Raw genomic sequence first — 17,294 nt, forward strand, 5'->3', positions numbered from 1 at the left:
AATTTTTAATAAAAAATAAGAACAATGAATAAATATGCTATGCAAAAGTTACAAAAATTTGCTAAAATATAGACAAGTAAAAGAAAACAGGTGTCTGCTCTACTAGACTTAGAAATTGCTTAGACCAATTTCATAGCGACTATTCAGCTGCATCCTATAAGAGAAATAGAGGAGTATCATGGATTACGTAAAGCTTAATAAATCTCGGCACAAAGTAAAAACATTTGATGGAAAAAAAATTCCCACAGTTGATGTTAAACAAATCATCTCGGCGGCAAGCCTTGCACCTTCAGCACACAATATTCAAAGTTGGCACTTTGTCATTGTTGAATCAAAAGAAAAACGTGAAGCTTTACTGACAGAAGTAGACCCTGGAAATCATGAACAAATCAAAGAAGCAGGAGCGGTCATTGTCCTTTTCAGCGATACAGATTTGGTTGAGCGTTCTCGGGAGATTGCAAGAGTAGGTGCTGGTGAATTGGACGATGAACAACTTTTGCGTTTCAATAGTCGCTATCCACAAATGTATGAAGGTTTTGAAGAACTTCATGAGAGTAATTACCTTTCAATCAATATTGGTCTAGTTACAATGAATCTCGTTTTGGCTATTAAAAATTACGGATATGAAAGTAATATCATCATGGGCTTTAATCGTACTCAAAAAGTGAATGAACTTTTAGAAGTTGAAAAACGCTACCGTCCAGAATTAATTATTCCACTTGGAAACTCAGAAGACAAAGGAAAACCAAGCTATCGTCTTCCTCAAAGTCAAATTATGGAAATCAGATAAAAAAGAGGTTCAGCTGAACTTCTTTTTTTGATTATGAAAAGAAGCCATTATGTTCGCAACATTTGGTCTATTTTGCTAAAATAGAGTAAAGTATTTGATAAATAATTATCAAAAGAAATGAATGAATTATCGAGAGGAAAGAGAAAAACATTGCTCACATTTTGGCAGGATTATCCCGAAATTCAGAATAAATTAAAGGATGTTCAAGCGCTCATGATTGAGCGTTTAAAAATTAATAATCAAGAAATAGAAGTAGCACTGCAAAAATTTGCATCACGTGGCGGGAAAATGGTGCGTCCTGCGCTTTTTTTGCTGTTCGCTGGTATTGTTCCTAATGGCTCAAAAGATGAGGAGAAACTAATCAAAATTGCTGCTTCCTTAGAAATGCTTCACTCAGCAACATTGATTCATGATGATATTATTGATGACTCACCTCTACGTCGCGGAATGCCATCAGTAGAATCGCAATTTGGTAAAGATGTGGCAGTTTATGCTGGTGATTTTGTTTATACCGTTTATTTTGAGTTACTGATTGAAACGATGAATGGGACGAGTTTTGTTGCTAAAAATGCTCAGTCAATGAAAAGAATTCTTCAAGGGGAGTTAACTCAAATGCAGTCTGCATTTGATAAAAACAATACGGCTCGCCGCTACATGAAAGCTATCAGTGGGAAAACTGCTGAATTACTCAGTTTAAGTTGCCTAGAAGGTGTTTATTTTGCAGGTGGTGACAAGAAACTACAGCATTCGGCACGGAAAATTGGTCGAGCGATTGGTCTAGCTTTTCAAGTTTACGATGATATTTTAAATTTCACTGTAGGGCTTGATGAAGCCGATAAACCAATTTTAACTGATTTTCGTCAAGGAATTTACACCTTACCCTTGCTTTTGGCTAGAGAAGTTAATGAAGCAGCAATCGCTCCATATCTAGAAGCACCAGAAAAGCTATCGAGACAAGAATGTTTAGATTTAGCAGAATTGGTGACAGAATTAGGTGGAATAACGGGTTCACTTCTTGTTGCAGGAAGGCTGACAGAACTTGCCTTGAACGAAATTAAAAAATTACCAGAATCACCTAACCGTCAAATTTTAGAAGAAGCGACACAGATTTTATTAGAGCGAAATTATTAAAAGCCTGTCACCGATAGGTTTTTTAATTATTATAAGTGTCGTCAACTGACGAAGCTTGAATAAAAATATCTAGTTTTTTTGTAGAAAGTTTTATATTAAAATATGACAGAATGAGGCTTTGAAACCATGTTTATCACTTATTCAAAGTTCAACTATCAATCAAAAAAGTTGATAAATCACATTAAAAGAGGAAATAATGAATTTTAAAACATTCGCTGAACTTATTGAACTAAAAGCTAAAACGGCTTCGGTCTTTCCGTTTCTGCTGGGCCTTTCGTACTCGCTTTACCATTACCATTCACTGAATTTATTAGCATTAAGTATTTATTTTGTTGCCATGTTTATGTTTAACTGTTTTGTTGATATTTGGGATAATTATAATGATTATCATAACGCGGTGGATACCAATGATTATCAAAAAAATACAAATATTATTGGTCGTGAAAACCTGTCAATGGCTTTAATTAAAGCTTTACTTGCTTTTTTCTTTTTTGGAAGTTTAGCATTAGGAATCATTGTGGCATTGATGACGGGTTGGGCAGTTTTTTGGCTAGGTCTTCTTTGTTACGCTGTTGGAATCTTTTATGCAGGAGGCCCAAAACCTTTGTCGTCCCTTCCTGTGGGTGAGCTTCTCTCAGGCTTAACAATGGGTTATATCATCTTTCTCATTTGTGTATATATTAATAGTTCACAGGCCTTTGTTTGGTCATTTTCTAATCTTGCGACTACCTTCTTGATTGCTTTACCCAATACATTGCTTATCGCTAATCTCATGTTAGCGAATAACACCTGTGATTTAGAAGAAGATGAAGCCAATCATCGTTTTACAATCGTACATTATATTGGAAAAAAAGCAGCACTCATTTGGTGGACTTTGTCTTTAATTTTGTCTTTTATCGCTATTATTGTATCAGTAATTTTAGAATTACTTTCTCCGATAATGCTTTTGATTTTATTGATTGTTCCTTTAATGATAAAATTTGCAAAGCCTTATCTTCAAAAACAAGTTAAAAGAGAAACTTTTATCTGTTCCGTCAAAATTCTAATGGTTTTCCAACTGGTTCAGGTTTTGCTGCTCTTTATTAGTTTGATTAGATTTTAAATAAAAAAACTCCAATAATTATGTTTGGAGTTTTTTATATTGCTGACAAAAGCTATCTCTTAATTACAACAGTCATGTTTTGTCTCTGTATTTTTATTTGTTGAAGCTTGATTAGACGTGGGCAGAGCTGCGGCTCCTTTAACTGGACAAGTGTTAACATTACAGTCTTCACATGCCCCTTTGCTGCGAACAGTTTTAAAAATGGCAAAACCAGTAATGATGAGAATAATTGCCAAGATAACGATACTAGCTAAGTTCATAGGAAACATCCTTTCCTTTTCTGAAAATAAAATATAAACCAACCAACAATACAAGTAGAGCAACTAAACTAAGGACATCAAAGTTTTGTGAGCTGAAAAAACTGCCTAATTGGTAAATGATGAAACTCATACTATAAGCGACTAATGTTTGGAAACCAACGGCACGTAAAGTCCATCGGACATCTCCCATTTCTTTATAGATGGTTGAAATTGCAGCGACACAAGGCGCACAAAGAAGATTAAAAACCAATAAAGAATAAGCAGAAAGAGGAGTATAGGTTGCTTGAACAGCCGACCAAAGTTGATGACTATCGCCGGAATTATGAGCGAAAAGCACACCCATTGTTCCGACAATCGTTTCTTTAGCGATTAATCCCGTAATCGTCGCAACTGTTGCACGCCATTCTCCAAAACCAAGTGGAGCAAAGACAACTGCAACAACTTTACCAATATCAGCAAGAATAGATTGACTGGCATCAACATGGGCTAATGTCCAATTATAATTAGAAGTGAACCAAATCAGAACATTCATCGCAAAAATGATCGTACCGGCCCGCTTCACAAAAGAAAAGGCACGGTCAAAAGCATATTTTAAAACGGTCAGTGCATAAGGTAAGTGATAAGTAGGAAGTTCCATGATAAATGCTGAGCTATCTCCAGAAAACATTCGCGTTTTTTTCAAAATAATACCAGAGAGAATAATCATGGACATCCCTAGGAAATAAGCACTTGGAGCGACCCAAGAAGCATGGGGGAAGAAGGCACCAGAAACCAAGGCGATGATTGGTAATTTTGCAGAACAAGGCATGAAAGTTGTGACCATAATCGTAATTTTTCGGTCCCGTTCTTGTTCAATGGTTCTCGTTGCCATAATTCCGGGTACACCACAACCAGAAGCGATGAGCATCGGTATAAAAGACTTACCCGAAAGCCCAAATCTTCTAAAGATACGGTCCATGACAAAGGCCACCCGAGCCATATATCCAGAATCTTCAAGGATTCCTAAAAGTAAAAAGAGGACAAAAATTTGAGGAACGAAACCTAAAATTGCACCAATCCCTGCAACTACACCATTCAAAACTAAATCTTGAACCCAAGGAGTGACCGCTAAAGCATTCATTCCATTGGCAATCAAGTCAGGAAGCCACTGGCCAAAAAAGACATCATTAAGCCAATCAGTTGCCGCTGTTCCGACAGTTTGAATGGAAATAAAGTAAACTAGCCACATGATAAAAACAAAGATAGGAAGTCCCAACCATTTGTGAGTGATGATTTGGTCGATTCGGTCTGTCAGATTGACTTTTCCTGTTTCAGTTTGGCTGACAGAAAGCTGAACAAAGTGACCGATTAAGTCATAGCGTTCATTGACAATAATGGACTCTCGGTCATCAGTCATTAATTTTTCAGTGATACTGACAATTTCCTCAACTTCATCTAGTTGTTCTGCTGATAATTTTGTCAGTAAAAGTTGGTCTCCTTCAAAAACTTTAATTTGTTCAAAGCGATTTGTGAAACCAGTGACTTTGCTAATTTCTGACAAGGCTCCTTCAAGACGATGGTCATAATCTAAAGGTTGAACCTCAGGACTTCTGAGTGCTGCTTTAACGACCTCATCTAAACCTTTGTTTTTAATAGCTGAGGTTGAAATGACAGGAATGCCAAGACTATAAGAAAGTTTTTCGAGGTCAATTATCTTTCCCTGATTTTCTAATAAATCGCTCATGTTGAGCGCGAGTACCATAGGAATTCCAAATTCCATCAACTGTAAAGTTAAGTAGAGAGAACGTTCCAGATTGGTTGAATCAACGATATTAATTAGAGCATCAGGTGGGGTTTTGACTAAAAAATCTCTGGCAACTTGCTCATCAAGCGAGTAAGGAGAGAGGGAGTAGAGACCTGGTAAATCTTGAATGCAAACATTTTTATCTTTTCGGTAGATTCCAGATTTTTTTTCAACAGTGACGCCTGGCCAATTTCCTACTTGTTGATTGGAACCAGTTAAAAGATTAAAAATGCTAGTTTTTCCACTATTTGGATTTCCGAGTAGAGCAATTATTTTCATATTATTGTAATTTCTTATTAAGGGCTGTTATCATTTACTAAAGATGTACTTTAAAGAAAGATGTTTTTAGTAAAATTAACGTGAAATAGATTGAGTTGAAGATTATTGTTCGAGAACAACTTTGATTTTTTCGGCATCTGTCTTTCTCAAAGAAAGAGAGTATCCGCGAAGTCGAAGTTCAAGTGGGTCACCAAGCGGGGCTAATTTTTGCAGATGTACGCTTGTTCCTCGGGTAATTCCCATGTCCATTAAACGTCGGCGTATATCAGAAGTGGCGTCTATCATACGGACAGTACCCGTTTGGCCAACTTGCAAATGAGCTAAGCCAATAATTTCTTCGCTAGAACGTTCTTCTTTAACGAAAATTTGTTCTAAAAAAGAAGAACTTAATGCTAAACGCATCTCGTCAATTTTGATGATTGAATTTTCACCATCAGTAGAAATAAGTGTAATTTTTTTATCGGATATCAGGCCTAAATCACGTAATTTACTTTGATTTTTGCCAATAACTTTATGAATATAGTAAATTTGCCCAATATGGGTATTGTTAAGAGTTTTCATTTTACCTCCTGGGATCAAATGATTACAGAAAATGTCAAGTACATTTTACATTTATGATTATATCAAAATTTAAAGTACGATACAATAATTTTCTGAAAAGTAACATTATATTTTAGAGTTTAAAAAAGGAAAGAAGGATGGATTTGTAAGTGATTTCAATGGAAATAAGACTCTTTTTTTGATATTATGTAGCTTACTCAAAGAGTGATTTTGATTTTTATAGGGTTTGATTGCGCTGAAAACTCAGCAGTGTAAACTATTTGTCAACTTAGTTTACACCAATGTCAAAAGGGTTGACAATCAATAATCACTTACAAGAAAGGAAAGTTAATGAAAAAAGAAGAACTTAAAAAGAAATTGAGTCCACTTGCTTATCGTGTTACTCAAGAAAATGGGACAGAAGCTCCCTTCACTAATGAGTTTGATGATTTCTTTGAAAAAGGCTTGTATGTTGATGTTGTCAGTGGAGAACCACTGTTTACAAGTCTTGATAAATATCAATCTGGGTGTGGCTGGCCGGCCTTTACACAACCAATTGACAAAAAAGTGGTCAAAGAAAAACGAGATAAATCTCTTTTTATGGAGCGTACAGAAGTTCGTTCTAGTAATGCTGACAGCCACTTGGGTCACGTTTTTACTGATGGACCTTTAGATAAAGGGGGCTTACGTTACTGTATCAATTCTGCAGCTTTGCGTTTTATCCCCTTTGACCAATTAGAATCAGAAGGATACGGAGATTATATAAAATATTTTTCATAATTCCGCTGATTAAATAAAAAAGTTACTGACAGAAACTCAAAACAATGAAAAGTATTTTGTCAGTAACTTTTTATAAGCAAAAGAAAAATTCTGATGTTTGACATCAGAATTTTTGTTATTTTATATTTTACTCAACTGAGAAGAGATATGGATAGACAGGTTGTTTTCCATCATGGATTTCAACTTCAATCTCAGGATATTTTTTCTCAAGCTCTTTCGCAATTTTTTCAGCATTGGCTTTTTTGCCTTCTTCACCAATATAAATTGCTACAATCTCACTATCTTCATCAATCATTTGATCGAAGACAGCAAAGATAGCATCATTCATTTTTCTAGTTGACACAACAATTTTGTTATTCAACATTCCAAGTGTATCTTTTTTATGAATTTCAATGCCATCGACATTTGTATCACGGATTGCTGTTGTAACCGAACCAGATTGAACATCTGAAAGGGCACTAGTCATGGCCGCTTTATTTTCTTCAATTGAACGTGTTGGGTCAAAACTCAACAATGCTGTAAATCCTTGAGGAACTGTTGCAGATTCAATCACTTCAACAGGAATTTCAGCAACTTCGGCAGCAGATTTTGCGGCCATGAAGATGTTTTTATTATTTGGTAAAATGATTACTTTTTCTGCATTAACAGCTTCAATGGCAGTCAAGATATCTTCGGTTGATGGATTCATTGTTTGACCACCTGAAACAACGTGATTAACACCCATTTCACGGAAAATATCAGCCAAACCTTCACCAGCAGCGATAGCAATCAAGCCCCAGTCTTTTTTAGAAGTAGAAGTTGAAACATTTGATGATTTCGCTTCTTTTTCAGCCACGCCTTCGTTTTGGAGACGCATGTTATCGACTTTGACTTTTACAAGACGTCCGTATTTAAGGCCTTCTTGCATGACTAAACCAGGATCTTCAGTGTGGACATGGACTTTAACGACTTCCTCATCATCAACAACAAGAAGTGAATTCCCAATTCCTGCAAGATAAGTTTGGAAGTTATCATGGTCATAACTTTCACGGGAAGTTGGACCTTTGCCTAACTCAACCATGATTTCTGTACAGTAACCATATTTAATATCTGCTGTTGAAGCGTTGGCGACACTTTCGTGTTCAACATTGACCATTCGGTCCATTGCCCCAAGTTCGGCAACAGGTGTTTCTGGTACGAATTCACCATTAAGTGCCATCAAAAAGCCTTCGTAAATATAAACGAGACCTTGACCACCAGAGTCAACAACCCCAACTTCTTTAAGAACAGGAAGCATATCAGGAGTCATTGCTAATGCTTTTTTGGCTCCTTCAAGTGCTGCTTCCATAATTTCCACAGCATCATCAGTTTCGTCAGTTTTACGTTTTGCTAATTCAGCAGCCCCACGAGAAACGGTTAAAATTGTACCTTCAACAGGTTTCATAACGGCTTTGTAGGCCACTTCTACCCCGTTTTGAAGAGCAGCTGCAAGATGAATTCCGTCAATTTCTTCATAATCTTTAACATATTGAGCAAATCCACGGAAAAGTTGGCTTAAAATAACACCAGAATTCCCGCGAGCCCCCATAAGAAGTCCTTTTGAAAGAATTTGAGCAACTTCACCAACAGTTTCAGCTGGTTTAGAAGCGACATCTTTGGCACCGTTAGTAATGGTCATGCCCATGTTTGTTCCCGTGTCTCCATCTGGAACAGGGAAAACATTAAGCGAGTTAACGTATTCGGCTTGTTCATTCAAGCGGCTTGCCGCTGCTTGAACCATTTCTTGAAATTTACTTGAATTGATATTTGACACTAATCCTCAACCACCTTCACATTTTGTACATAGACGTTTACGCTACTGGCTGTGATGCCAAGTTGATTTTCGAGATTGAAGCGAACACGTTCTTGAATATTTTTTGCAACTTCGCTGATTTTTACACCATAAGAAATGACAACATAAACATCAATAGAAGTTTCATTGTCAGCCGTTGTAACTACAACTCCTTTAGAGTAATTTTCTTGACGCAAAACGCTGCGTACATTATCTTTAACAGCAGATTTGCTGGTCATACCGACAACGCCAAAAATTTCAGTTGTAGAAGCACCTACAACTGTTGCAATGACTTCGGTAGCAATATCGACATTCCCATGTTGGTTGTTGATAATAACACTCATTTTCATAGCTGTACCGTCGTCAATTTATTTACAAAACTTGTAAATAAAGAAAAATTGACTGACAAACGGCACTTTCCTCCATATTATTTAAATATCATTACTCATTTTATCATACTTTTATAAAATAAAACAGCTCTTATGAACTGCTTTTTGAAATTTATCATTTGTCAGCGCTGACAGAATTTAGTAGTGACGATTTTATTTAATGATAAAGCTGTCAGTAAATAAAAAACCCCGTCAGATGACAGGATATTTTTGTGTTTTGCAAAAAACAAAAATTATACGCGTTCTACGCCTGCTGGCAATTTCTTCAAAGCTTTAGCTGAAGCCCAGACAGTTTTGAGTTCACCGTTTTCAAGAATTGTAACTTTTTGAAGATTTGGTTTAACTACACGTTTAGTTTGGTTCATCGCGTGTGAACGGTTGTTACTTGAAACAGTCTTACGACCAGTAAAATAACATTCTTTAGACATTATATTTACCTCCCATTAGAATTTTTATGTGCTTAAAAACAACATACTTGTTGATTATAACATTTTTCAAATAAAAAAATCAAGCTTTTGTCCATTTTTTGCTGTTTTTTTTCGGGCTTTCTGATAAAATGAGGTTATGGAAAATTTAATCGAAGAACTCACTGCTAAAAATAAAGAATACATTCATTCGGTAACGAAACAGTTGATTTTGGTTGGAAAATCAGATGAAGAAGTAAAAGAAATTTTGAATGATATTCTTCCACAGATTATTGAAGGTCAAAAATCAGGAATTATTGCTCGTAAGTTATTGGGTGCACCGACTGAATTTGTTTCTCAATATCAACCTAAAGTCGCTGACAGACCTGTCAGTGAAAAAAATGAAAATCCAGTTTTGATGTGGCTTGATAGTAGCTTACTCTTCTTAGGATTTATTTCTCTTTTAAATGGAGTAACCGCACTTATTACTTCTAAAGCACCGGTTTATGGATTGATTACAACAATTCTTTCAGCTGCAGTTGCTGGACTTGTGATGTACATGATGTATCGTTACTTTTACCGTCCTAAAGCTGACAACAGCCGTAGAAGTTGGAACTGGAAAGGTTTTGCAGCAACGACTCTTTCAGTACTCCTTTGGATTGCAGTAACGATTTTCTCTGGACTTATACCAACTTCAATCAATTTACAACTTCCTGCAGTAGCCTTGGTTATTGTTGGGGCTGTAGCTTTCGGAGTACGTTGGCTCTTGAAACGTCAATTTAATATCCAATCGGCTTTGGTAGCTCAACCAAGAAGATAAGATACGCCAGTCTCTATTTATTTAGAGACTTTTCTTATTTATATAGGTAAAATCTTGTCATTATTGTTTAATAAAAGACTTAGAAACGCTTATTTATCAACCTTTTAACCGCTAAATGACCATAGAAGGTTGTGTATTGAGAAAGTTTTTGTGTTATAATGTATATTGATTAATTATGATTATGGAGGTCCTTTCATGAAAGGGATTATTTTAGCGGGAGGGTCTGGAACAAGACTTTACCCACTGACACGTGCTGCGTCAAAACAACTGATGCCTATTTATGATAAACCAATGATTTATTATCCATTGTCAACTTTGATGTTGGCTGGAATTAAAGATATTTTGATTATTTCGACACCAACAGATACGCCACGTTTTAAAGAGCTCTTGCAAGATGGTTCAGAATTTGGTATCAATCTTCAATATGCTGTTCAACCTTCACCAGATGGATTGGCTCAAGCCTTTATTATTGGAGAAGACTTTATCGGTGATGATTCAGTTGCGCTGATTTTGGGAGATAACATTTATCACGGTCCTGGCATGTCTAAAATGCTTCAAAATGCAGCTGCAAAAGAAAAAGGTGCAACTGTTTTTGGATATCATGTTCCAGATCCAGAACGTTTTGGTGTTGTTGAATTTGATAAAGATATGAATGCTGTTTCTATTGAAGAAAAACCAGAAGAACCTAAATCAAATTATGCGGTTACTGGTTTGTATTTCTATGATAACGATGTTATTGAAATCGCAAAAAGTATTGAACCTTCACCTCGTGGTGAACTTGAAATTACTGATGTGAATAAAGCCTATCTTGAACGTGGCGATTTGTCAGTTGAATTGATGGGACGTGGTTTTGCTTGGTTGGATACAGGAACACACGAATCTCTTCTTGAAGCTGCACAATATATTGAAACAGTTCAACGGATGCAAAATATGCAAGTGGCAAACTTGGAAGAAATTGCTTATCGCATGGGTTATATCACAGAAGAGGATGTTCGTACTTTGGCACAACCGCTTAAGAAAAATGAATACGGACAATATTTGCTTCGTTTGATTGGAGATAAATAATGACTGAGAATTTTTTCGGAAAAACACTTGCTAGCCGAGAAATTAGTCAAATTCCAGGAATGTTAGAATTTGATATTCCGGTTCATGGTGATAATCGTGGTTGGTTTAAAGAAAATTTTCAAAAAGAAAAAATGATGCCTCTTGGTTTCCCAGAAAGTTTTTTTGCTGAAGAAAAATTGCAAAATAATGTAAGTTTCTCTCGTAAAAATGTTTTGCGTGGGCTTCATGCCGAACCTTGGGATAAATATATTTCTGTTGCTGATGGTGGCTCTGTTTTGGGTGCATGGGTTGATTTACGCGAAGGCGAAAATTTTGGTCATGTTTACCAAACAGTCATTGATGCAAGTAAAGGAATTTTCGTTCCACGCGGCGTGGCTAATGGTTTCCAAGTTTTATCTGATACAGTTTCTTATAGCTATCTGGTTAATGATTACTGGGCACTTGAACTTAAACCTAAATATGCTTTTGTAAACTACGCTGACCCAACATTGGGAATCAAGTGGGAAGATGTTGAAAATGCTGAAGTTTCTGAAGCAGATAAAAATCATCCAATGTTAAAAGATGTAAAACCTTTAAAGGCTGATGAACTCTAATGTTTGCTTTACATTTACGAACTAAAAAGCGTTTAGAATTTTGGCAAGTTGAAAAAGACAATGACAGACCAATTTGGGCTAATCAAGCCTTTACTGACGGAGGTTTCCGTTGGAATAGTAAATCACTTTCAATTCAAAATGTAGGTGGTTTACTTAAAATGACGGTTCCTCTTGGGGATTATTTGGTCTTCAATGGGAAGTATTTAAAGGCTGTGCCAAAGGCAAAATTTGTAAGAGAGTATCGAGTGGATTAATTGCAAAGCTTGCTTATAAATTATCAAAAAGGAAATAACATGACTGAATTTAAAAATATCGTTGTGACAGGTGGAGCGGGATTTATTGGCTCAAACTTTGTACACTATGTTTATAACAATCATCCAGATGTGCATATCACAGTGTTGGATAAATTAACTTATGCAGGGAATGTCAACAACATTAATATGTTGTTTGACAGCGGACGTGTCGAACTTGTGGTGGGTGACATTGCAGACCCTGAAATTGTTGATCAAGTGGCTTCTAAAGCGGATGCAATTGTTCACTATGCGGCTGAATCTCATAATGATAATTCACTTAAGTCTCAAGATGAATTTATCCAAACTAACTTTATCGGAACTTATACTTTGATTCAAGCGGCTCGTAAATACGATTTACGTTTCCACCATGTTTCTACTGACGAAGTTTATGGTGATTTACCTTATCGTGAAGATTTGCCAGGTCATGGTGAAGGGGAAGGTGAAAAATTTACTGACAAAACACCTTACAATCCATCAAGCCCTTATTCTTCAACAAAAGCGGCTTCTGATTTAATTGTTCGTGCTTGGGTACGTTCATTTGGTCTTAAAGCAACGATTTCAAACTGTTCAAATAACTACGGGCCTTTTCAACACATCGAAAAATTTATTCCTCGTCAAATTACTAACATTCTTTCAGGAATTAAACCAAAACTTTATGGTGATGGTAAAAATGTGCGTGACTGGATTCATACAGAAGACCATTCATCAGGTGTTTGGGCAATTTTGACTAAAGGTCAGATGGGTGAAACTTACCTTATTGGTGCTGATGGCGAAAAAAATAACAAAGAAGTGCTTGAAGATATCTTGACTCGTATGGGCAAAGATAAGGACGATTACGACCGCGTAACTGACCGTGCTGGTCATGACCTTCGTTATGCGATTGACAATAGCAAATTACGTACAGAACTTGGTTGGACTCCAAAACATACTGACTTTGAATCTGGTTTGCAAGCAACAATCGACTGGTATCGCGAAAACGAAAACTGGTGGAAAGCCGAAAAAGATGCTGTTGAAGCAAAATATGCTGAAACACAAAAGGTTTTGGATAAATAAAAATTTATTCTAATTAGAGTGCCCAAAATTTGCTGATGAAATCCTAAGATGTCTGTAGACTACAAAATTAGTGAAGGTCATCTCATGAGGAAAAAGAGTCACATAGTCCAAAGGTTGCTGACAGGTTTGTCAGTAGATTTGAATAATGAATTTCTTTCAGTCAGTAAAAATAAGAATTGGAGAATGTATGATTTTAATAACAGGTGGAAATGGTCAGCTTGGAACAGAGTTGCGTCATTTACTTGACGAACGTGGCATGGCTTATACAGCAACAGATGCCAAAGAACTTGATATCACTGATAAAGTTGCGGTTGATACATTCTTTGACAAAAACAAACCTGAACTTGTTTATCACTGCGCAGCTTATACAGCTGTTGATAAAGCCGAAGATGAAGGTCGCGAGCTTGATGAAAAAATCAATGTCGATGGCACAAAAAATGTGGCCGAAGCAGCTGCACGCGTAGGTGCAACATTGGTTTATATTTCAACAGACTATGTTTTTGGTGGGACTTTGCCAATTGGTCAAGAATGGCCAGTTGATGCACCAAAAGCGCCTGAATCTGAATATGGACGGACAAAACACCTTGGTGAAGAAGCTGTTGTTGCCTCTGGTGTAAAACATTATATCGTTCGTACTGCTTGGGTTTTTGGTTCATATGGGCCAAACTTTGTCTTTACAATGCAAAATTTGGCGACTCGTTTTCCTGAATTGACCGTTGTTAATGACCAACATGGTCGTCCAACATGGACACGTACGCTTGCTGAATTTATGGTTTATTTAGTTAATGAAAAAGCTGACTTTGGTTTTTATCATTTAACAAATGATGCTGCACCTGGCGAAGACGTAACTTGGTTTGATTTTGCCAAAGAAATTTTGAAAGATACGGATGTGCTTGTTAAGCCTGTAGATTCTAGTAAATTCCCAGCAAAAGCCAAACGTCCATTTAATTCAACAATGAGTCTTGAAAAAGCAAAAGCGACAGGTTTTGTCATTCCTACATGGCAAGATGCTTTAGCAAGTATGCTTGAAAAAGGCGATTTACGTGAAAATAAAGATGGCCTAAAAGGCGAGATTAGTAAAAAATAATGACTTTGTCATTAAATATAAAGTAATTGAAAATTCTGTCAGCGACCTGCACAAGCTCGTCAGTACTGACAGAATTCTCATTTTGAGAGGCTAAATAAAAACCACTGAATCAAAAAAGATTTATTGATAATCTAAAAAAGTCAGTGGGATAAAAGGAAAAACATGAAAAAACACGTTTTTATCATTGGGAGTCGTGGCTTACCAGCGAAATATGGAGGGTTTGAGACATTTGTTGAAGAACTCGTCAAACATCAAAATAATAAAAATATAAAATATCATGTAGCTTGTCAAAGTGAGAATTCAGACATGGCACTACCTGGTGAACATTTTGATTATCTTGGAGCAGACTGTTTTGTTATTAAGGTACCCAAAATTGGACCAGCTCGCGTGATTGCTTATGATATTTTAGCTATTAATGCGGCGCTTAAATATTGTAAAAAAGAAAAAATTGAAGCACCAATTTTTTATATTCTTGGAAATACGGCAGGTGGTTTTATTGGACATTATGCCAAGAAAATTCACAAACTTGGTGGGAAATTGTTCGTTAACCCTGACGGATTAGAGTGGAAAAGAACAAAATGGGCGGCCCCAGTGCGTTCTTATCTGAAATTTGCTGAGAAAAAAATGGTGCGTTATGCGGATTTGATTATTTCGGATAACACAGGAATTAAAGAATATCTCACTAGCGAATACGGGCAAGTTAAGTCTGAAGTAATTGCTTATGGGACAGAAAAATTCAAGTCAGATTTGACAGAATCGGAAACTCTGGTAAAATATAGAGTTAATGATTATTATCTGATTGTTGGGCGTTTTGTGCCAGAAAATAATTATGAAACTTTGATCAAAGCTTTCATGCAAAGCAAAACGACGCGTGACCTTGTGATTATTACAAATCATGAAGGAAATGCCTACTTTGAAGAATTACGTGAAAAAACACAATTTGATAAAGATTCCCGTATTAAATTTGTCGGAACGGTCTATGACCAAAATGAATTAAGATATATACGTGAACAAGCATTTGCTTATTTACACGGTCATGAAGTTGGGGGGACAAACCCTGGATTGCTTGAGGCCATGTGGTCAACAGCTGTCAATGTTGTTTTGGGAGTGAATTTTAACCGAACAACAGCGGGTGATTCTGTCATTTATTTTGATAAAGAAAATTTACTGACCACTCTGTCGGAAGTTGAAAATTTGACAGGAGATGAACGACAAAGATTACAAAACAAAGCTCATGAAATCATCGAAGAAAAATATACATGGGAACACATTTGTGACCAATACGAGGAACTTTTCTTTCCTAATTCTACCGATAAGACTGAGTCTGAAACGAAAATGGAGAACCTAGCCAGAGGCGGAGATGAGAGTTAATATATTAATGTCAACCTACAACGGCGAAAAGTTCGTCGCTGAGCAGATTGAGAGTATTCAAAAACAAACATATACTGATTGGAATTTAATAATTCGTGATGACGGTTCAAAAGATGGAACTTGCGAAATTATTGAAAACTTTATTAATAATGACAGCCGAATCAAACTGATTCGAGCGGAAAATGTTGGGGTCATTAAATCTTTTCATGAACTCGTAATAAATAATAATGATGCTGATTTCTATTTTTTTGCTGACCAAGATGATTATTGGTTGCCAGAAAAACTGACAATAATGTTAGAAGAAGCTAAGAAGCACGATAATACAATTCCAGTCATGTATTACACAGATTTGAAAGTGACGGATAAAGATTTAAATGTCACATCAGAATCAATGATTCGTAGCCAATCTGACCATGCCAATACAAGCCTTGTCCAAGAACTGACAGAAAATACGGTCACCGGTGGTGCGAGTATGATTAATCATGAACTTGCGAAACTCTGGCAAACAACAAATGATATTATCATGCATGATTGGTATCTAGCGATAGTGGCAGCAGCACTTGGAGAACTGGTTTATATTGACCAACCCACTCACCTTTATCGTCAGCATGATTCAAATGTTCTGGGAGCAAGGACTCTTGCAAAGCGCATAAGAAAATGGATACACCCTAACTTATGGTTTGAAAAATATTGGTGGCTTATTACAGCAAGTCAAAAACAAGCTCAAAAATTACTGACAGAAAATCTGTCAACTCTGTCTGAAACAGACAAGGCGTTAGTGACAGACTATGTCAATATTTTAAATCAATCAAAAGCTGAGCGTCGTCAGATTCTTGACCGATATGATTTGCGTAAAAACAAAAACTATCATACAAGTATTTTTCGCACACTTATCATCACAAAATTTGCATACAAAGGAAAAAATAAATGAATTTCTTCAGCCGTAGAAATCAAATTCTACTTAAAGAGTTAATTAAAACTGACTTTAAACTTCGTTACCAAGGAAGTGTTATAGGTTACTTATGGTCTATCCTCAAACCTATCCTGCTCTTCTTGATTCTCTATCTCGTCTTTGTACGATTTATGCGTTTTGGGGAAGCAATCCCTCACTTTGCAGTCGCCCTCTTACTCGGGATTACAATCTGGAACTTTTTCAGTGAAGCAACAAACATGGGGATGCTCTCAATTGTTAGTCGCGGGGACTTGTTACGAAAAGTCAACTTTTCTAAACCCGTACTTATCTTTTCTGTTGTGGCAAATGCATTCATTAATTTGATGATTTCTTTAGTTGTTGTTATTATCTTTGCTCTCATCAATGGCGTGCACATGAGTTGGACTGTAATTTTTGCAGTGCCTCTCCTTTTTGAGTTAACCCTCTTTACAATGGGAATTGCTTTTATTCTTTCAACACTATTTGTTTATTTCCGTGACTTAGGTCCAATCTGGGAAGTAGTGATGCAAGCAGCATTCTATGGAACGCCAATCATCTATCCAGTAACACAAATCTCAACTTCACATCTTGAAATTGCTAAAATATTGATGCTTAATCCAATGGCTCAAATCGTTCAAGATATGCGCTATATTTTGACTTTTAGTAACAATGCCAATCCAACGCTATGGCAAATGTGGGATAATCCTTTTGTAATTATTATTCCTTATATCCTTCCTGTTCTTGTTTTTGGATTAGGACTTTGGATATTTACTAAAAACTCTAAGAAGTTTGCAGAAGTTATTTAATTTAAGG

At 36.3% G+C, this 17,294-nt stretch carries 19 protein-coding genes; 13 read left to right on the forward strand and 6 right to left on the reverse strand.

Features of this window, described 5'->3' with window-relative positions; genetic code table 11:
* Positions 1-178: 178 nt before the first annotated feature.
* The 3 genes from KW2_RS00870 (at position 179) to KW2_RS00880 (ending at position 3,023) form a co-directional block, all read left to right on the forward strand.
* Positions 179-790 (forward strand): nitroreductase family protein, encoded by a 612-nt coding sequence (locus tag KW2_RS00870; protein WP_011834281.1) that lies wholly within the window; start codon positions 179-181, stop codon positions 788-790.
* Positions 791-940: 150 nt separating this feature from the next.
* Positions 941-1,921, forward strand: a complete 981-nt coding sequence (locus KW2_RS00875) for a polyprenyl synthetase family protein (protein WP_011675241.1) — start codon at positions 941-943, stop codon at positions 1,919-1,921.
* A 196-nt stretch (positions 1,922-2,117) separates the two neighbouring features.
* Positions 2,118-3,023: a prenyltransferase gene (locus tag KW2_RS00880; protein ID WP_021036590.1), complete on the forward strand. Its 906-nt coding sequence runs from the start codon at positions 2,118-2,120 to the stop codon at positions 3,021-3,023.
* 59 nt (positions 3,024-3,082) lie between these two features.
* Here the strand turns inward: KW2_RS00880 and KW2_RS00885 are convergent, their stop codons facing one another.
* From KW2_RS00885 to KW2_RS00895, 3 genes are all read right to left on the reverse strand, one after another.
* The gene (locus KW2_RS00885) at positions 3,083-3,283 is read right to left on the reverse strand and encodes a hypothetical protein (protein WP_021036591.1); all 201 of its coding nucleotides are present in this window, start codon (positions 3,281-3,283) and stop codon (positions 3,083-3,085) included.
* On the reverse strand, positions 3,270-5,345 hold the full coding sequence (gene feoB / locus KW2_RS00890) for a ferrous iron transport protein B (protein WP_021036592.1): 2,076 nt from the start codon (positions 5,343-5,345) through the stop codon (positions 3,270-3,272). Before feoB ends, KW2_RS00885 begins: the two co-directional genes overlap by 14 nt.
* Before the next feature lie 102 nt (positions 5,346-5,447).
* Complete coding sequence (locus KW2_RS00895) at positions 5,448-5,906, reverse strand: ferrous iron transport protein A (protein ID WP_014571905.1); 459 nt, start codon at positions 5,904-5,906, stop codon at positions 5,448-5,450.
* A gap of 330 nt (positions 5,907-6,236) precedes the next feature.
* On the opposite strand from KW2_RS00895, the gene msrB reads away from it, so the two are divergent.
* Positions 6,237-6,665, forward strand: coding sequence for a peptide-methionine (R)-S-oxide reductase MsrB (gene msrB, locus KW2_RS00900; RefSeq protein ID WP_021036593.1), 429 nt, complete (start codon positions 6,237-6,239; stop codon positions 6,663-6,665).
* A 127-nt stretch (positions 6,666-6,792) separates the two neighbouring features.
* On the opposite strand, the gene KW2_RS00905 is transcribed toward msrB, so the two are convergent.
* From KW2_RS00905 to rpmB, 3 genes are all read right to left on the reverse strand, one after another.
* Positions 6,793-8,457 (reverse strand): DAK2 domain-containing protein, encoded by a 1,665-nt coding sequence (locus KW2_RS00905; protein ID WP_011834287.1) that lies wholly within the window; start codon positions 8,455-8,457, stop codon positions 6,793-6,795.
* Complete coding sequence (locus KW2_RS00910) at positions 8,457-8,819, reverse strand: Asp23/Gls24 family envelope stress response protein (RefSeq protein WP_041167504.1); 363 nt, start codon at positions 8,817-8,819, stop codon at positions 8,457-8,459. The genes KW2_RS00905 and KW2_RS00910 overlap by 1 nt, the downstream gene beginning before the upstream one ends.
* 278 nt (positions 8,820-9,097) lie before the next feature.
* Entirely contained in the window at positions 9,098-9,292 is a 195-nt protein-coding gene (rpmB, locus tag KW2_RS00915; protein WP_003129776.1) for a 50S ribosomal protein L28, read from the reverse strand.
* A 136-nt stretch (positions 9,293-9,428) separates the two neighbouring features.
* On the opposite strand from rpmB, the gene KW2_RS00920 reads away from it, so the two are divergent.
* The 9 genes from KW2_RS00920 (at position 9,429) to KW2_RS00960 (ending at position 17,287) form a co-directional block, all read left to right on the forward strand.
* Complete coding sequence (locus KW2_RS00920) at positions 9,429-10,088, forward strand: DUF1129 domain-containing protein (RefSeq protein WP_011675249.1); 660 nt, start codon at positions 9,429-9,431, stop codon at positions 10,086-10,088.
* A 195-nt stretch (positions 10,089-10,283) separates the two neighbouring features.
* Entirely contained in the window at positions 10,284-11,153 is an 870-nt protein-coding gene (gene rfbA / locus KW2_RS00925) for a glucose-1-phosphate thymidylyltransferase RfbA (protein ID WP_011834289.1), read from the forward strand.
* Complete coding sequence (locus tag KW2_RS00930; protein ID WP_011834290.1) at positions 11,153-11,746, forward strand: dTDP-4-dehydrorhamnose 3,5-epimerase family protein; 594 nt, start codon at positions 11,153-11,155, stop codon at positions 11,744-11,746. The genes rfbA and KW2_RS00930 overlap by 1 nt, the downstream gene beginning before the upstream one ends.
* Positions 11,746-12,000, forward strand: coding sequence for a hypothetical protein (locus KW2_RS00935; protein ID WP_021036594.1), 255 nt, complete (start codon positions 11,746-11,748; stop codon positions 11,998-12,000). Before KW2_RS00930 ends, KW2_RS00935 begins: the two co-directional genes overlap by 1 nt.
* Positions 12,001-12,039: 39 nt before the next feature.
* Entirely contained in the window at positions 12,040-13,092 is a 1,053-nt protein-coding gene (rfbB, locus tag KW2_RS00940) for a dTDP-glucose 4,6-dehydratase (RefSeq protein ID WP_021036595.1), read from the forward strand.
* 187 nt (positions 13,093-13,279) lie between these two features.
* Positions 13,280-14,179 carry a dTDP-4-dehydrorhamnose reductase gene (gene rfbD, locus KW2_RS00945; protein WP_011834293.1) on the forward strand — a complete coding sequence of 300 codons (900 nt, stop codon included), beginning with the start codon at positions 13,280-13,282 and terminating at the stop codon, positions 14,177-14,179.
* Between the two features lie 162 nt (positions 14,180-14,341).
* Positions 14,342-15,550, forward strand: a complete 1,209-nt coding sequence (gene cps2T / locus KW2_RS00950) for a beta 1-4 rhamnosyltransferase Cps2T (protein ID WP_021036596.1) — start codon at positions 14,342-14,344, stop codon at positions 15,548-15,550.
* Positions 15,540-16,481 carry a glycosyltransferase family 2 protein gene (locus tag KW2_RS00955; protein ID WP_021036597.1) on the forward strand — a complete coding sequence of 314 codons (942 nt, stop codon included), beginning with the start codon at positions 15,540-15,542 and terminating at the stop codon, positions 16,479-16,481. The genes cps2T and KW2_RS00955 overlap by 11 nt, the downstream gene beginning before the upstream one ends.
* Positions 16,478-17,287: an ABC transporter permease gene (locus KW2_RS00960; protein WP_011834296.1), complete on the forward strand. Its 810-nt coding sequence runs from the start codon at positions 16,478-16,480 to the stop codon at positions 17,285-17,287. Before KW2_RS00955 ends, KW2_RS00960 begins: the two co-directional genes overlap by 4 nt.
* Positions 17,288-17,294: the final 7 nt, after the last annotated feature.

The sequence above is a fragment of the Lactococcus cremoris subsp. cremoris KW2 genome (genome assembly GCF_000468955.1).
GTDB classification, from domain to species: domain Bacteria; phylum Bacillota; class Bacilli; order Lactobacillales; family Streptococcaceae; genus Lactococcus; species Lactococcus cremoris.

Bases quoted from the DNA above. Each gene is read 5' to 3' on its own strand.
- KW2_RS00870 (WP_011834281.1), top strand. From the start codon at position 179: ATGGATTACGTAAAGCTTAATAAATCTCGGCACAAAGTAAAAACATTT.
- KW2_RS00880 (WP_021036590.1), top strand. From the start codon at position 2,118: ATGAATTTTAAAACATTCGCTGAACTTATTGAACTAAAAGCTAAAACG.
- KW2_RS00885 (WP_021036591.1), bottom strand. From the start codon at position 3,283: ATGAACTTAGCTAGTATCGTTATCTTGGCAATTATTCTCATCATTACT.
- feoB (WP_021036592.1), bottom strand. From the start codon at position 5,345: ATGAAAATAATTGCTCTACTCGGAAATCCAAATAGTGGAAAAACTAGC.
- KW2_RS00895 (WP_014571905.1), bottom strand. From the start codon at position 5,906: ATGAAAACTCTTAACAATACCCATATTGGGCAAATTTACTATATTCAT.
- msrB (WP_021036593.1), top strand. From the start codon at position 6,237: ATGAAAAAAGAAGAACTTAAAAAGAAATTGAGTCCACTTGCTTATCGT.
- KW2_RS00910 (WP_041167504.1), bottom strand. From the start codon at position 8,819: ATGAGTGTTATTATCAACAACCAACATGGGAATGTCGATATTGCTACC.
- rpmB (WP_003129776.1), bottom strand. From the start codon at position 9,292: ATGTCTAAAGAATGTTATTTTACTGGTCGTAAGACTGTTTCAAGTAAC.
- KW2_RS00920 (WP_011675249.1), top strand. From the start codon at position 9,429: ATGGAAAATTTAATCGAAGAACTCACTGCTAAAAATAAAGAATACATT.
- rfbA (WP_011834289.1), top strand. From the start codon at position 10,284: ATGAAAGGGATTATTTTAGCGGGAGGGTCTGGAACAAGACTTTACCCA.
- KW2_RS00930 (WP_011834290.1), top strand. From the start codon at position 11,153: ATGACTGAGAATTTTTTCGGAAAAACACTTGCTAGCCGAGAAATTAGT.
- KW2_RS00935 (WP_021036594.1), top strand. From the start codon at position 11,746: ATGTTTGCTTTACATTTACGAACTAAAAAGCGTTTAGAATTTTGGCAA.
- rfbB (WP_021036595.1), top strand. From the start codon at position 12,040: ATGACTGAATTTAAAAATATCGTTGTGACAGGTGGAGCGGGATTTATT.
- rfbD (WP_011834293.1), top strand. From the start codon at position 13,280: ATGATTTTAATAACAGGTGGAAATGGTCAGCTTGGAACAGAGTTGCGT.
- cps2T (WP_021036596.1), top strand. From the start codon at position 14,342: ATGAAAAAACACGTTTTTATCATTGGGAGTCGTGGCTTACCAGCGAAA.
- KW2_RS00955 (WP_021036597.1), top strand. From the start codon at position 15,540: ATGAGAGTTAATATATTAATGTCAACCTACAACGGCGAAAAGTTCGTC.
- KW2_RS00960 (WP_011834296.1), top strand. From the start codon at position 16,478: ATGAATTTCTTCAGCCGTAGAAATCAAATTCTACTTAAAGAGTTAATT.